Here is a 12,610-nt window from a genome sequence, read left to right as displayed (position 1 = left end):
CGCCCAGCTTCTGGATGAGCGGGCAAACAAGGATGCGTTGTCTCACCACGAAATGTACTTGCGTGGTGAGGCGCATGTTCCATGCGAGCCGATGGTTTCCGAATGGAAGTCGGACGTATCAGCGTGACGCGTCATGTCGGGCGGCGCACCTCATGGACAGTTGCCATTTCCGTGCAGTGCACGCGCCATCTCGCTTCCGAAATAGTCGCCCGAGGCCAAGCGCGGCTCGAGCCAGGCGCGGAAAGGACCGGCCATCTGCTCCAGTACGTCCGCTGGGCGGCCACTCTCGCGGAACAGCGCCTCGCGATGGGCGCAGATCAGATCCAGGTCAGCGGGGTGCAAGGGGCGAATCGCAAGGCCATCCCATGCCTGCGCGTCTGTCTTTCCGGGGTGTTGGCTCATCGTCCGCCTCATCCGTTTAAACCTTTCTGGCAACCCCTGCATCGTATCTGCATGGAGCATGGCGAACGCAGGGGGATGCACCTTCCATGATGGGCTATTACCTGAAGCTGGCGCTGCACAACGCCAGGCGCAATACGATCATGACCGCATTGATGGTGCTGGCGGTTGCCGTGGGAATCGGCGCCAGCATGACCACCCTGACCGTCACCCACCTGCTTTCCGGAGATCCGCTGCCCGGCCGCAGCGATCGGATCTTCTATCCGCAGGTGGATGTCGATCCCGGATCGAAAGGGCGCGAGCCGCACGACGTGCTCGACTACCGGACCGCGCATGATCTCTGGTCATCCGGCCAGGCGGACCGCCAGACCATGGTGGTGGTCAATCCGCTGAAGCTCCGTTCGGATCTGGCCGGGATGGCGCCGCTGATGGGATCTTCGATCTCGACCACGGCGGACTTCTTCCCCATGTTCGAGGTGCCCTTTCAGTATGGCCGCGCCTGGACGGCCGAGGATGACCAGCGTCGCGGCCGCGTCGCTGTCATCTCGGCCCGGTTGAACCAGCGCCTGTTCGGGGGCCGCGACAGTGTCGGACAGACCCTTCGGGTCAAGGACACCCATGTGCAGGTCATCGGCGTGCTGGATCACTGGCGGCCCTCTCCCTTGTTCTACAAGATCAGGGGCGGGCGGTTCTCGGGGGGGGAGACCTCAAGCTTCTACGCCGCGGCCGATGACATCTATCTGCCGATGTCGACCAGCCTGGATATCAACGAGGGCGACTTCCAGCCCTTTACCTGCTGGGCGACGCCCGAGACCCCGGGCGTGCTGCAGAACTCGCCCTGCGTGGCGGTCGCGGTCTGGGTGGAGCTCGGCAGCCCGGAGAAGGTGGCCAGCTATCGTCACTATCTGTCCAACTACGCGGGTGAACAACAGCGTCTGGGGCGCATCCGGCACGCGGACAACACCCGGCTCCGTTCGTTGATGGAGTGGCTGGACTTCAACCAGGTGGTGCCAAGTGACGTGAAGGTGCAGACGGTGCTGTCCTTTGCGTTCCTGGTGGTCTGCCTGGCCAATGTCGTCGGGCTGCTGCTGGCGCGCTTCCTGCGCCACGGTGGAGAAATCGGCCTGCGGCGCGCGCTGGGTGCCAGCCGGCGTGCGGTGTTCACACAATGCATGCTGGAAGCGGGGCTGATCGGTGTCGCCGGAGGGGTGGGCGGGCTGCTGCTGACCCTGCTGGGCCTGTGGGTGATCCGTGTCCAGCCGGTTGCCTACGCGGACCTGATGCATCTGGACCTGGCCATGTTCATGACCCTCTTTGGCCTTTCCCTGTTGGCCAGCCTGGTGGCAGGCGCGATTCCCGCCTATCGCGCCAGTTCGATCCAGCCTGTGGCGCAGCTCAAGCTGCTGTAAAGGAAACGATCATGCAAACCGGACTGATCATCGCAGCGCTGCGCAAGCACCGGCTGGCCACCCTGTTGATCGCAATGGAGATCGCGCTGGCCTGCGCCGTGCTGTGCAATGCCATCTTCATGCTCACGCAGAAGGGGCGTGCACTGAGCCTGGACAGTGGCATCGCCGAGTCGTCACTGGGCATCGTGCAGCTCTCCGGATTCGACGCCGCGCAGGCCGCCGATCTGAATGCCCGTGTGACCGGCGCGCTGCACGCGATTCCGGGCGTAACGTCGGTCGGCATCATCAGCGCCGTTCCGTTCGGTGAACCGGGCGTTCGCGCAGGCGTTCATACCGATGAGAGCGGCAAGGTCTTCGGTGGGGTCCTCGACTTCTACCTGGGTGACGCGGCAGCGATCCAGGCGCTGGATCTGAAGCTGTTGGCCGGGCGCTTGCCGGATGCCGCCGAGTACGCGCCGATCGGGCAGTACGTGCCCGCCAATGCGCCGATCCTGGTAACCCGGCAGCTGGCGGAGCGCTACTGGCCCGGTGAGCCGGCAGTCGGACACAGCCTGTGGTCGATGGACAGCCGTTTCACCGTCATCGGCGTGGTCGAGCACCTGGCCGTATCACAACCCGGTGGAGGGGAGGCGCTGGGTAACGACTGGTCCGTGCTGATGCCGGCCAAGCCGGGCCCGCAGTTGGCGGGGCGCTACCTGGTGCGGGCCGCGCCCGGAGCGCTGCCCCGGGTGATGGCCGACGCACAGCGGGCGGTGGCGGCAGTGGCCCCCGACGTGGTGTTCGACCAGGCCGCCAGCCGCACCGTCGCCGAGCTGCGCGCGGGCTATTTTCACGGGGGACGGTTGATGATGGCCCTGTTGGCGGGCGTGATCGTCGCGCTGCTGGGGGCCACCGCGCTGGGCATTGTCGGCCTTGCCAGCTACTGGGTAGAGCAGCGGCGCAGGCAGATCGGGATCCGCCGTGCGCTGGGTGCAACCCGCCGCGACATCCTGCGTTACTTCCAGCTGGAGAACTTCCTGGTCGTGAGCCTGGGTGTCGTCGCTGGTGCGCTGCTCGCCTATGCATTCAACCTTGGTCTGATGCGGTTCTACGAACTGCCACGGCTTCCCTTGGCGTACCTGCCGATCAGTGCGCTGGCGTTGTGGCTGCTGGGGCAGGTGGCGGTGCTTGCACCTGCATTGAGGGCATCGTCGATCATGCCCGTGCAGGCCATCCGGTCTGCCTGATTTCCGTTGCTCAGGACGCTCTGCGGACGCACCCGGCATCGTGGGTGCGCGCCGTCTGGCCGACGCGCAGTGTCCCTGCATTCGCGGGCTTCTGGGGAGTGCATCATCGCACCGACTGCGGCACGCGTCGCAGCTTGCGGGTGTCATAGCCCATCGCGGCAATGCGCTGCACCGCCTGCTGGTAGTCACTGTCCGACACCTGCGGGGTGCGGGCCATGTACCAGACGTAATCGCGCTTGCTTCGCGCCACGATGGTCTGGCGGTAGCTTTCGTCGAGCCAGGCGATCACGTACTCAGCCTGGATCGGCCAGATGAACTGCATGCCCCAGACCGCACCATTGCCTTCCTTCTCGACACGGCCGATGGGATGCATCGACTTCTGTGGTGCATCGAAGCTGCCTTTGCGGTAGGTGAAGGTGGTCTGGATGCGTCCATCGGGGCGCAGTGCATAGCTCTCCACGGCGTCGAAGGCCTCGCGTTCAGGGCGCGATGGGATATGCGCGATCACGTACCAGTCGCCCATGAAACGCGGCACATCCACCGACGGCGGACGCGGCAGCGGGCGGGTATCGCTGGAACTGCAGCCGGAACCGAACAGGCCGACCGCGATCAGGGGAAGCAGCGAAAACATGCGCATGGGGGACCTCAGCGGGGGCGGAACAGATAGTGGGCCACCAGCCACTGCTGGCCGTCGTCGTAGCCGAACAGCTCGGCGCATGCCATCCAGAACATCCGCCAGCGCTGCCACCAGATCTTCGCTGCAGCCTGGCCGTAGGTGGCGATCAATACCGGCATCACCTGCTCGCGGGCTGCATCCTGGTTGGCCAGCCAGTGGTCGGCCGTGCGCTGGTAGTGGGTACCGTCCAGTAGCCAGCGCTGGTCCAGGCACAGGTCGCGCTGGAAATGCAGCAGCGTGTCGGCCGCAGGCATCAATCCTCCGGTGAAAAAGTGGCGGCCCATCCAATTGTCACCACCGTCTGTCTCGAACGGATACATCAACGTGCGATGGGCGAAGATGTGCACGAACAGCGCGCCATCCGGTTTCAGCCACCGTGCGATGCCGGCCAGCAGGCGTTCGTAGTTGCGCACGTGCTCGAACATCTCCACTGAGACGCAGCGGTCGAACCGCGCTGTCGGCAGGTCGAGTTGGTTGACGTCACACGTCAGCACCTCGACGTTGCCCAGGCCGCGCGCCTGGCACTGCGCCATGATGTGCTGGCGTTGGCTGTGCGAGTTGGACACAGCGGTGATACGCGCCTGCGGATAGCGTTCGGCCATCCACAGGGTCAGTGAGCCCCAGCCGCAGCCCAGCTCAAGAATATGCTGTCCATCGGCCAGTCCGGCGCGCTGGCCGTACAGTTCCAGCATGGCGTCCTCCGCCTGGTCCAGCGTTTCGCGCCCGGTGGGGTAGTAGCAGCTGCTGTACTTCAGCCGCTTGCCCAGGCAGGCCTGGAAGAATGCCGCAGGAACTTCATAGTGCTGGCGGTTGGCCGCGTCGGTATGCAGCGCGAGTGGGCTGTCGGCCAGCTCGGCGATGCGCTGGCTGAAGCGTGCGGATTGGCCTTCGATGCCACCTTCGCTTTCCTCATGCAGGCGTTGCGCGCACAAGCGGCGGATACCCGCTCGCAGCGCCGCATCGGGGACCAGTCCCCGTTCGGCCCAGGCGATCAGCCCGGTTTCCGCATCTTCGGCCGGATTCAGTGACGGGATCGCGCTCATGCGGAATGCTCCTTGGAAGAACGGGGAAACCAGGGAAAGAACATCGGCGTGCTGCGCTGGTAGTCGCGGTAGTCATCGCCACGGCTGCGCAGCGCCTGCTTCTCTGTGAATGGAATACCGCTGAGGTAGCGCAGGAACACGTACATCAGCAGCGGGCCGGCCCAGGCCAACCACCACAGTGGTGAGCCGACCGCGAGCAGGACGTAGCTGAACCAGTGCAGCCACTCGAAGAAGTAGTTGGGATGGCGGGAATAACGCCAAAGCCCCTCGCGGCAGGTGCGGCCCTTGTTCGCCGCATCGGCGCGGAAGCGGGCCAGCTGATGGTCGGCCAGGCTTTCGCCGCCGACGCTCAGCAGCCAGACCAGCGCTGCGGCGACCACCCACAGGGTCAGGTCGCCCCGGGGATTGGCGGCCACCGCGACGAAGGGCAGGGCGAACAGGGCGATCAGCAGCGCCTGCGCCATGAAGAAGCCGAAGATCTTGCCCTGATGGCCCTGCCAGTATTCGCGCAGATAGCGATAGCGCCCGTCTTCCGGTTCGCTGCGAACCCGGTGCCACAGGTGCAGGGCCAGTCGGCTGCCCCACAGGCCGCCGAGTACGCCCAGCGCAACCCGTGGCACCATCGCGCCATCGCCGAGCAGCGCCAGCAGCAGGGCCGAGGCGCCCACGCCCTTGGCCCAGAGCACATCGACCACGCCGATGTTGTGGCGGCGGCGCTGCCAGGCCCAGCCCCAACTCATCACCAGCACGGCATACAGCAGGACCCACAACAGATTGATCATGATGGTGCTCCGGCCAAGGGCGGAGGGGTGATGCGCGAGCCACGACGGGCGACCTGGCACAGCAGCGAAAGCGCGATGCTCCAGCCCACACCCAGCACCAGCGGCCCCTGCCACAGCGGCGCTGTGAACCGGACCGCATCGAATCCCCGCGCTGCGGAGAGATAGGCCAGCGGTGCCAGCAGCAGGCCGAACAGGGCCGGCAGGGCGGGGTGTCGCTGCAGGAAACGCATCGACCTGGTCAGCGTCATCGCGAACGCCGCCCACAACGCCATGATCCAGGGCGGCGGCACCCAACCCAACGGGGCTGCCGCGTAGCGCACCGTACCGCTGGCGGCGGCACTGGCGTCGACCAGCCATGCGCAGGCCAGCGCCAGCATCATCAGCCGGACGTCCAGCCGCGCCTGCGGCGAGGTCAGCAGCTGGCTGCTGATGTAGAGCAACGCCGCCAGCAACGCCGGCCATTGCAGGCCGCGCCCGGCGCCGGCTACGGCACAGAGCCAGACCAGCTGATTGCCAAGCAGATTGCCCCATGGCCGGCGCATCTCAGCTGGCTTGGCCCGGCGGGACGTCGGGCCGATGGCCGGGACGTGCCAGAAGCAGATGCGATACGCCGATCGAACGTTCGAGGAACCCACCCTCGCAGTAGGCCAGGTAGAACTCCCACATCCGGCAGAAGCGGGCGTCGAAGCCCTGCGCCTGCACCGAAGGCAGCTGCGCCAGGAAGCGCTGGCGCCAGGCGCGCAGCGTCAGTGCATAGGAATGCCCGAAGTCCTGCTGCGCGATCAGCTGCAGGTCGCTGGAGCACGTCTTGGCGGCCATGATCGCGTTGATCGATGGGATGAAGCTGCCCGGGAATACATAGCGTTTGATGTAGTCGACGCTGCGCCGGGCCTGTTCGTAGCGATGGTCCTCGATGGTGATGGCCTGCAGCAGGGCAACGCCATCCGGTTTCAGCAGCCGCTGCAACGTGGCCATGTAGGTGTCCAGGTATTCCGCGCCGATGGCTTCGATCATCTCGATCGACACCAGTTTGTCGTACTGGCCCTGCAGGTCGCGGTAGTCCTGCATCAGCAGCGTGACCCGGTCCTGCAGGCCGGCGGCGCGGACACGCTCGGCCGCCAGTGCGTGCTGTTCTGCCGAGATGGTGGTGGTGGTGACATGGCAGCCATAGTGCTGCGCTGCATGCACGGCAAAGCCGCCCCAGCCCGTGCCGATCTCGACCACGCGGTCGCCGGGCTTCAGCGCCAGCTGTTGGCAGATCCGATCCAGCTTGCGCCGCGACGCTGCCTCCAGTGGCTCGCTTTCGGTGTCGAACAGGGCCGAGGAATACATCAGGTCCGGCGACAGGAACAGCGCGAAGAAATCGTTGCCGAGGTCGTAGTGCGCGGCGATGTTGCGGCGGCTGCCTTCACGGCTGTTGCGGCGCAGGCGGTTCCAGCCGCGCAGCAGCCAGCCCCCCACGCGCGCCGGGCCACGTTCCATGCCGTCGAGCAGATCGCGATTGCGCACCAGCAAGCGTATCAGTGCGACCAGGTCGTCACAGTGCCACTCGCCGTGGATGTAGCTTTCTCCTGCGCCGACGCTGCCCTGTGCCGCGACCTTTCTATAGAACGCGGGATCATCAATGGTGACGGTGACATGCAGTTCGCCGCGGGCATCGCCCAGCCAGACTTCGCCAAGCGCGTCGCGCACGCACAGGCGGCCGTCGCGTAGCGGCGCAAGCTGGGCCAGCAGGCGGCGGCGCAGGAAGGCATCCAGTGTGCCGGGGCGCGGCAGCGCGACCGAAGGAGTCATCGAATTCATCGCGGTTTCTCGGCAAGGGTGGGGTGGTCGTGCACGGGGTTGCGCTTCAACCACAGCCGCAGCGCGTGCCAGTGGATGGCGGCCACCACCTGGGTAGTCATCAGTGGGTAGCAGGCCAGGACACGGGCCAGCCCCCGGCCGTCCAGGGCGTGCCGCTGCATGGCCTGGGTGGCATCGAACTGGCGCACGCCGTCGCGCCAGACCTGCATGTGCACGCGCAGGTCCTGGCCCGGGCGGTTGAACCGCCAGTCGTAGTGGCAGTCCATCGGCATGAACGGCGATACATGGAAGCGCTTGTCGAACTGCCAACGCAGTGAACTGCCTTGGTGCGTGGCGGTAGCGACCGGCAGCACATAGGCGTGCCGTTCCTTCCAGGGCGTGTTGGTGATCTCGGCGACGATGCAGTCCAGCGTGCTGCCATCGGCCTGGTAGCAGTAGTAGAAGCTGACCGGGTTGAACACATGCCCGGCGAAGCGAAGATGGGTGAGCAGTCGTACCGGGCCGATAGGCCTGTAACCGAGCGTGGCTGCAGCATGGTCGCGCACAGCATCGGCCAGCGGCTGCGCCCGGTCACCGAAGTAGTCGCTGCGGCGGAACTCGGCGAGATTGCGCCGATTGACCGACCACAACCAACGCCCGGCGAACACCGTATCGAGTTCATCCAGATCGAGCAGCAGCTGCGCGATCGGGTAACGGAATGCGTGCGGATGCGGATGATGCCGGCGATGCATCACCTGCCCGAAATAGAGCGCACTGGCGCTCATGCCGCCACCTCGCCCGGAGCCTGTGCCCGCTGGTGTGGCGCGCAGGCCTGCAGGGCGTCGACCACGCGTCGGGCACTGCGGATACCATCCTCGTGGAAGCCCCAACCCCAATAGGCGCCTGCAAACCAGGTGTGGCGACGGCCCTGCAGTTCCGCCCAGCGCTGCTGCGCCCGCACTGCGGCGTGGTCGTGTACGGGGTGCGCGTAATGCAGGGTTCGCAGTACCTTGGTGGGGTCGATTGCCTCGCTGCGGTTAAGCGTCACTACCAGGGGGGTGTCGCCGGGCAGGCCCTGAAGCAGATTCATGCAGTAGCTGACGGTGCAGGGCGCGGCGCGATCCTGCGGCACGTGCGCGTTCCACGCTGCCCAAGCCTTGCGGTTGCGCGGCAGCAACGAGGCATCGGTATGCAGCACCGCCTCGTTGGACTGATAGCGGATGGCGCCCAGCACCTCACGCTCGTCAGCGTCCGCATCGGCCAGCAGGGCCAGCGCCTGGTCGCTGTGGCAGGCCAGGATCACTTCGTCGAAGGCCTCCACACCGGCAGCGCTGTGCACGCGTGCGCCCCAGGGCATGCGTTCGACGGTGCTGACGGGGCATTGCAGCCGCTCATGCACCCGCCAGCGGCGACGCAGCGCATCCACGTAGCGCGCCGATCCGCCGCTGACTACCCGCCAGCTCGGGCGGCCGGTCATCTGCAGCATCTGGTGATTGGCCATGAACTGGGCCAGGTAGCGCGCCGGGAAGTCCTGCACGGTGACCGCCGGTGAGGACCACAGTGCCGAGGCCATCGGCAGCAGGTGCTCGTCGATGAACGCCTGGCCATAGCGCTGGCTGCGCAGGTACTCGCCCAGCGTGGGGCCGTCTTCTTCTGCCAGCAGCAACGGCGCGTCACGATAGAAGCGGCGAAGGTCGGCCAGCATGCCCCAGAAACGCGGCGATACCAGGTTGCGGCGCTGGCAGAACAGCCCATCCAGCGAGGTGGCGTTGTACTCCACGCCGCTGCGCTCACTGTGCATGGAGAAGCTCATCGTGGTTGGTTGCGAGGCTACACCCAGCTCGTCGAACAGCGCCGTCAGCAGCGGATAGTGCTGGGGGTTGAACACAATGAAACCGGTATCCACCGCCAGGCGTGCGCCATCGACGTGCACGTCGTGGGTGTGGGTGTGGCCGCCAAGGTAGTCGTTAGCCTCGAACAGCGTGACGTCGTGCTGGCCATCCAGCCACCAGGCACTGGCCAGCCCCGCGATACCCGAGCCGATGACCGCGATACGCACGTCAGTACCTCGCCTTGGCCAGAACCCACTCGGGGATGGGCTTGAGCCCTTTGACCAGGCCCAACATCGACATCGCGCGCAGTCCGTACCAGGTCAGGTCCACTTCCCACCAGCGGAATCCCTGGCGAACGGTGCCGGGGAAGAAATGATGGTTGTTGTGCCAGCCTTCGCCGAAGGTGAGCAGAGCCAGCCACAGGTTGTTGCGGCTGTCGTCGCGGGTCTCGAAGCGGCGGCGACCGAAACGATGCGCCAGCGAGTTGATGGTGACGGTGGCATGGAACAGCACGATGGTGGAAATGAAGAAGCCCCAGACCAGCAACTGCGGTCCCGAGGTGTGCAGGCCAGGCGCCCAGCGCTCCAGGGCGGCGCCCAGTGCGTACAGCGCTGCGGCCAGCACGACCGGCACTGCGGTATCGAAGCGGTCGAGCCAGCGCAGCTCGGGGAAGCGCGCCAGGTCAGGTACCCGCGACAGATCCGTGGCGAAGGCTTCGCGGGTCAGGAACCAGCCCATGTGGCTGCGCCAGAAGCCGCCTTCGCGCGGCGAGTGCGGATCCAATGGCTGGTCGGCGTGACGATGGTGGTGGCGATGATGGGCAGCCCACCACAGCGGACCGCGCTGCACGCTGGAAGCGCCGATGACAGCGAACACGAACTGCACCGTTCGCGACGCGTGGAAGGTGCGGTGCGAGAAGTAGCGGTGATAGAACGCGGTGATGGCGAACATGCGCACCGCATAAAGCGCCATGGCCACGGCGACCGCCGTCCACGACACGCCTACCCAGATCACCGCGATGCACGCCAGGTGCATCAATGCGAAGGGTACCGCGCGCAGCCAGTCGATGCGGCCGGGCCGTTCACCGGTGGCCACTACGCCATTGCCGGTATCGAACCAGCTCTGGAACGTACGCAGCAGGCGCCAGCGTCGACGGGGGAGGGGCGCTACAGAGGCCATGGCGGATCTCGGCGGGTGTCTTGGCTATCTGTACGCAGCAGAGCGTGCAGTGGATGCGACGCGACGCGGAAAATTTCGCCTTCACCCGGGCGTCACGGTGCAGCGGTCAACCAAGGGCTGGGTCCATACCCGCTGCCAGTCGCTTGCCGGGCGTTCGGCAGCTGGCGAGCTGAAGCGCACCGTCACCTGCGGGTAGCTGCCGCGGGCATCACGCAGGTTGCTGGTGCCTCGGAACTCCAGCAAGCGACGGTCGGCGTTGGCATAGACCAGTGACAGGCGGGGTGCGACGCCGCCGTACCAGGTGTCCAGACTGACGTCGATCGATTGGCCATCGATACCCTGCCAACGTACCGGACCGATGCGCCGCACCTGCACCGGGAAATAGCGCTGCCGCCCCGGCACCAGGAAGGGCAGGCTGATGCGTTCGCCGCGCAGCAGCGCCGGCCAGTGCGCGCGCACCGCGGCGTCGAACCCTGCATCGATCACCGCGTCCGGTGGCAGTTCAAGCTGGCGCCGCCGCAGCTCGCTGGCGGCATCCTCCTTCCAGGCGATCGACACCGAGTCGCCAGTGGCATCGACTACAGCGGTCTGGCCGCTGCGGCGGTCTTCCAGCGAGTAACCCCGTGCCTGCGGGCGGGCACTGGCGGGCAGATGCTTGCGGGCGAAGGGTTGGCCATCCGGGCACTGGTACAGCACCCAGCGCTCGGCGCCCTCCGTTGCCTCTCGCCGCCAGTGCACTTCACGGTAGAGGATGTCGCCCTGCGCCGAGGTAGCCACGCCCTCACTTCGCAGCCAGGGTGCCGCCAGCGCGGCATGGGGCAGGCACAGCAGCAGCCAGGCAGTGCGCATGGTCTTCATCCGGAGGTGGAGGGCTCAGTTGATACGGCGGGGGCGGCCGGTTGGATGCGCAGTTCCCGCTGCATCCAATTGCTGCCCCCGCGCGTACAGAGGACAGACCTTCACCCGCCCGCCGCGAACGCCGATGTACCCTGACGCCGCCAGCACTCTCCTCAACTTCGATACCGCACGCACCGTGTCCAGTTCCCAGCAGCCGAGCAGCGAGCCGACGAACTGGGCCGGGGACATGGACGGCGTAGCGCGCCTGCGCGATCGCGACTGTTTCATGCGGATCTACGACTACTTCATGCCGCGGTTGTGCGTGTACCTGCGCGGCCTGGGTGCACCGGATGCGGTTGCCGAGGAACTGGCGCAGGAATGCCTGCTGCGCCTGTGGCTGCGAGCGGCCGACTACGATGCGGCCCAGGGCGCGCTGAGTACGTGGCTGTACCGGATTGCGCGGAACCTGCATATCGATCGCATCCGTCGCGAGCGAAGCTGGATGCAGGTGCAGTCAGCGGTGGAGGACGCCGCCACACTGGACGTGATCGAGCGCAGCAGCGCAGAGCAGTTCGCAGACCAGGCACGGCTGCGCCAGCGCATCAATGAGCTGCCCGCGGTGCAGGCGCGGCTGGTGCGGATGTCCTATTTCGAAGCCAAGAGCCACAGCGAGATTGCCGAGGCGCTCGGCATGCCGTTGGGGACGGTGAAGTCACACCTGCGGCGTGCGTTCCTGCAGCTGCAGGCCAAAGTGGGAGGTGCGCTGTGAACCCGCACCACCACTTGCACGAATCCACCCTCATGAGCTATGCCGCAGGCGCGCTGCCGGCGCCGTTGAGCATCGTGGCCGGTGCCCACCTGGAGCAGTGCCTGCATTGCCGTCAGCGACTGCGCGAGGCAGAGGCTATCGGCTCGGTGCTGCTGGAGCAGACACAGCCGCCTGCCGCCGACGCGCGGCGCGAAAAGTTGCGCGAGGCGATGCTGATGCAACTGGCCACGGAAGCGCCGATGACCATGGCTGGGGTCGTACGCCCCGTGTCGAAGGAGCGGCCTGAGGCCGATCCGGATCATCTGCCTGCCTCGCTGCATCCCTACTTCGGTGCGTCGCTCAGCGGACTGCATTGGCGCTGGATGGCGCCGGGTGTGCATTGCATCCGTGCCGAGCAGATGCCCTCGCTGATCATGCTGAAGATCGCGCCGGGCAAGTGCCTTCCCATGCACAGCCATGGCCGCAGCGAACTGACCCAGATTCTTCGGGGTTCATACAACGATGCGCTGGGGCTGTTCGCGCCGGGCGATGTTGCGGACCTGGATGAAGATGTGGAGCATCAACCGGTGACCGCGCCAGGGGTGCCGTGCATCTGCGTGTCGGCGCTGGATGCGCCGCTGGTGTTCAGTGGTTGGCTGGCGCGGAAGGTGCAGCGGTTTGTGAAGCTCTAGGGCGG

Annotated in this window: 14 protein-coding genes; 4 read left to right on the top strand and 10 right to left on the bottom strand. The window is 66.3% G+C overall.

Going from position 1 to position 12,610, the window contains the following annotated elements:
• Positions 1-150: 150 nt before the first annotated feature.
• Positions 151-402 carry a hypothetical protein gene (locus tag R1H25_RS04520; protein WP_317222870.1) on the bottom strand — a complete coding sequence of 84 codons (252 nt, stop codon included), beginning with the start codon at positions 400-402 and terminating at the stop codon, positions 151-153.
• An 86-nt stretch (positions 403-488) separates the two neighbouring features.
• Here R1H25_RS04520 and R1H25_RS04515 point away from each other — a divergent pair, with 86 nt between their 5' ends.
• Both R1H25_RS04515 and R1H25_RS04510 read left to right on the top strand, forming a co-directional pair.
• The gene (locus R1H25_RS04515; protein ID WP_317222869.1) at positions 489-1,808 is read left to right on the top strand and encodes an ABC transporter permease; all 1,320 of its coding nucleotides are present in this window, start codon (positions 489-491) and stop codon (positions 1,806-1,808) included.
• Between the two features lie 11 nt (positions 1,809-1,819).
• Positions 1,820-3,034, top strand: a complete 1,215-nt coding sequence (locus R1H25_RS04510; protein WP_317222868.1) for an FtsX-like permease family protein — start codon at positions 1,820-1,822, stop codon at positions 3,032-3,034.
• Between the two features lie 103 nt (positions 3,035-3,137).
• On the opposite strand, the gene R1H25_RS04505 is transcribed toward R1H25_RS04510, so the two are convergent.
• The 9 genes from R1H25_RS04505 to R1H25_RS04465 all read right to left on the bottom strand — a co-directional run bounded on the left by R1H25_RS04505 (position 3,138) and on the right by R1H25_RS04465 (position 11,177).
• Positions 3,138-3,671 carry a lipocalin family protein gene (locus R1H25_RS04505; RefSeq protein WP_049449500.1) on the bottom strand — a complete coding sequence of 178 codons (534 nt, stop codon included), beginning with the start codon at positions 3,669-3,671 and terminating at the stop codon, positions 3,138-3,140.
• A gap of 8 nt (positions 3,672-3,679) precedes the next feature.
• Complete coding sequence (locus R1H25_RS04500) at positions 3,680-4,753, bottom strand: cyclopropane-fatty-acyl-phospholipid synthase family protein (protein WP_317222867.1); 1,074 nt, start codon at positions 4,751-4,753, stop codon at positions 3,680-3,682.
• Positions 4,750-5,535: a DUF1295 domain-containing protein gene (locus tag R1H25_RS04495; RefSeq protein ID WP_317222866.1), complete on the bottom strand. Its 786-nt coding sequence runs from the start codon at positions 5,533-5,535 to the stop codon at positions 4,750-4,752. Before R1H25_RS04495 ends, R1H25_RS04500 begins: the two co-directional genes overlap by 4 nt.
• On the bottom strand, positions 5,532-6,077 hold the full coding sequence (locus tag R1H25_RS04490) for a DUF2878 domain-containing protein (protein ID WP_317222865.1): 546 nt from the start codon (positions 6,075-6,077) through the stop codon (positions 5,532-5,534). The genes R1H25_RS04495 and R1H25_RS04490 overlap by 4 nt, the downstream gene beginning before the upstream one ends.
• A gap of 1 nt (position 6,078) precedes the next feature.
• Positions 6,079-7,338 carry a cyclopropane-fatty-acyl-phospholipid synthase family protein gene (locus R1H25_RS04485; RefSeq protein ID WP_317222864.1) on the bottom strand — a complete coding sequence of 420 codons (1,260 nt, stop codon included), beginning with the start codon at positions 7,336-7,338 and terminating at the stop codon, positions 6,079-6,081.
• Complete coding sequence (locus R1H25_RS04480; RefSeq protein WP_317222863.1) at positions 7,335-8,102, bottom strand: DUF1365 domain-containing protein; 768 nt, start codon at positions 8,100-8,102, stop codon at positions 7,335-7,337. The genes R1H25_RS04485 and R1H25_RS04480 overlap by 4 nt, the downstream gene beginning before the upstream one ends.
• Positions 8,099-9,376, bottom strand: coding sequence for an FAD-dependent oxidoreductase (locus R1H25_RS04475; RefSeq protein WP_317222862.1), 1,278 nt, complete (start codon positions 9,374-9,376; stop codon positions 8,099-8,101). The genes R1H25_RS04480 and R1H25_RS04475 overlap by 4 nt, the downstream gene beginning before the upstream one ends.
• A 1-nt stretch (position 9,377) precedes the next feature.
• Entirely contained in the window at positions 9,378-10,328 is a 951-nt protein-coding gene (locus R1H25_RS04470) for an acyl-CoA desaturase (protein WP_317222861.1), read from the bottom strand.
• 81 nt (positions 10,329-10,409) lie between these two features.
• Positions 10,410-11,177 carry a hypothetical protein gene (locus tag R1H25_RS04465; protein WP_317222860.1) on the bottom strand — a complete coding sequence of 256 codons (768 nt, stop codon included), beginning with the start codon at positions 11,175-11,177 and terminating at the stop codon, positions 10,410-10,412.
• A 133-nt stretch (positions 11,178-11,310) separates the two neighbouring features.
• Here R1H25_RS04465 and R1H25_RS04460 point away from each other — a divergent pair, with 133 nt between their 5' ends.
• Together R1H25_RS04460 and R1H25_RS04455 are read left to right on the top strand one after the other, a co-directional pair.
• A complete protein-coding gene (locus R1H25_RS04460; protein WP_049449486.1) occupies positions 11,311-11,934 on the top strand; it encodes a sigma-70 family RNA polymerase sigma factor in 624 nt (207 codons plus the stop codon).
• The gene (locus tag R1H25_RS04455; protein ID WP_317222859.1) at positions 11,931-12,605 is read left to right on the top strand and encodes a ChrR family anti-sigma-E factor; all 675 of its coding nucleotides are present in this window, start codon (positions 11,931-11,933) and stop codon (positions 12,603-12,605) included. Before R1H25_RS04460 ends, R1H25_RS04455 begins: the two co-directional genes overlap by 4 nt.
• Positions 12,606-12,610 lie beyond the last annotated feature (5 nt).

Origin of the sequence: Stenotrophomonas veracruzanensis (assembly GCF_032911525.1) — a bacterium.
Classification (GTDB): Bacteria; Pseudomonadota; Gammaproteobacteria; order Xanthomonadales; family Xanthomonadaceae; genus Stenotrophomonas; species Stenotrophomonas africana.
Note: the sequence above shows the minus strand (reverse complement) of the source record. Positions and strands in the feature narration are given on the sequence as shown.

What these genes read in the sequence shown, in the direction of transcription:
- R1H25_RS04520 (WP_317222870.1), bottom strand. Translation starts at nt 402, where the DNA reads ATGAGCCAACACCCCGGAAAGACAGACGCGCAGGCATGGGATGGCCTT.
- R1H25_RS04515 (WP_317222869.1), top strand. Translation starts at nt 489, where the DNA reads ATGATGGGCTATTACCTGAAGCTGGCGCTGCACAACGCCAGGCGCAAT.
- R1H25_RS04510 (WP_317222868.1), top strand. Translation starts at nt 1,820, where the DNA reads ATGCAAACCGGACTGATCATCGCAGCGCTGCGCAAGCACCGGCTGGCC.
- R1H25_RS04505 (WP_049449500.1), bottom strand. Translation starts at nt 3,671, where the DNA reads ATGCGCATGTTTTCGCTGCTTCCCCTGATCGCGGTCGGCCTGTTCGGT.
- R1H25_RS04500 (WP_317222867.1), bottom strand. Translation starts at nt 4,753, where the DNA reads ATGAGCGCGATCCCGTCACTGAATCCGGCCGAAGATGCGGAAACCGGG.
- R1H25_RS04495 (WP_317222866.1), bottom strand. Translation starts at nt 5,535, where the DNA reads ATGATCAATCTGTTGTGGGTCCTGCTGTATGCCGTGCTGGTGATGAGT.
- R1H25_RS04490 (WP_317222865.1), bottom strand. Translation starts at nt 6,077, where the DNA reads ATGCGCCGGCCATGGGGCAATCTGCTTGGCAATCAGCTGGTCTGGCTC.
- R1H25_RS04485 (WP_317222864.1), bottom strand. Translation starts at nt 7,338, where the DNA reads ATGAATTCGATGACTCCTTCGGTCGCGCTGCCGCGCCCCGGCACACTG.
- R1H25_RS04480 (WP_317222863.1), bottom strand. Translation starts at nt 8,102, where the DNA reads ATGAGCGCCAGTGCGCTCTATTTCGGGCAGGTGATGCATCGCCGGCAT.
- R1H25_RS04470 (WP_317222861.1), bottom strand. Translation starts at nt 10,328, where the DNA reads ATGGCCTCTGTAGCGCCCCTCCCCCGTCGACGCTGGCGCCTGCTGCGT.
- R1H25_RS04465 (WP_317222860.1), bottom strand. Translation starts at nt 11,177, where the DNA reads ATGCGCACTGCCTGGCTGCTGCTGTGCCTGCCCCATGCCGCGCTGGCG.
- R1H25_RS04460 (WP_049449486.1), top strand. Translation starts at nt 11,311, where the DNA reads ATGTACCCTGACGCCGCCAGCACTCTCCTCAACTTCGATACCGCACGC.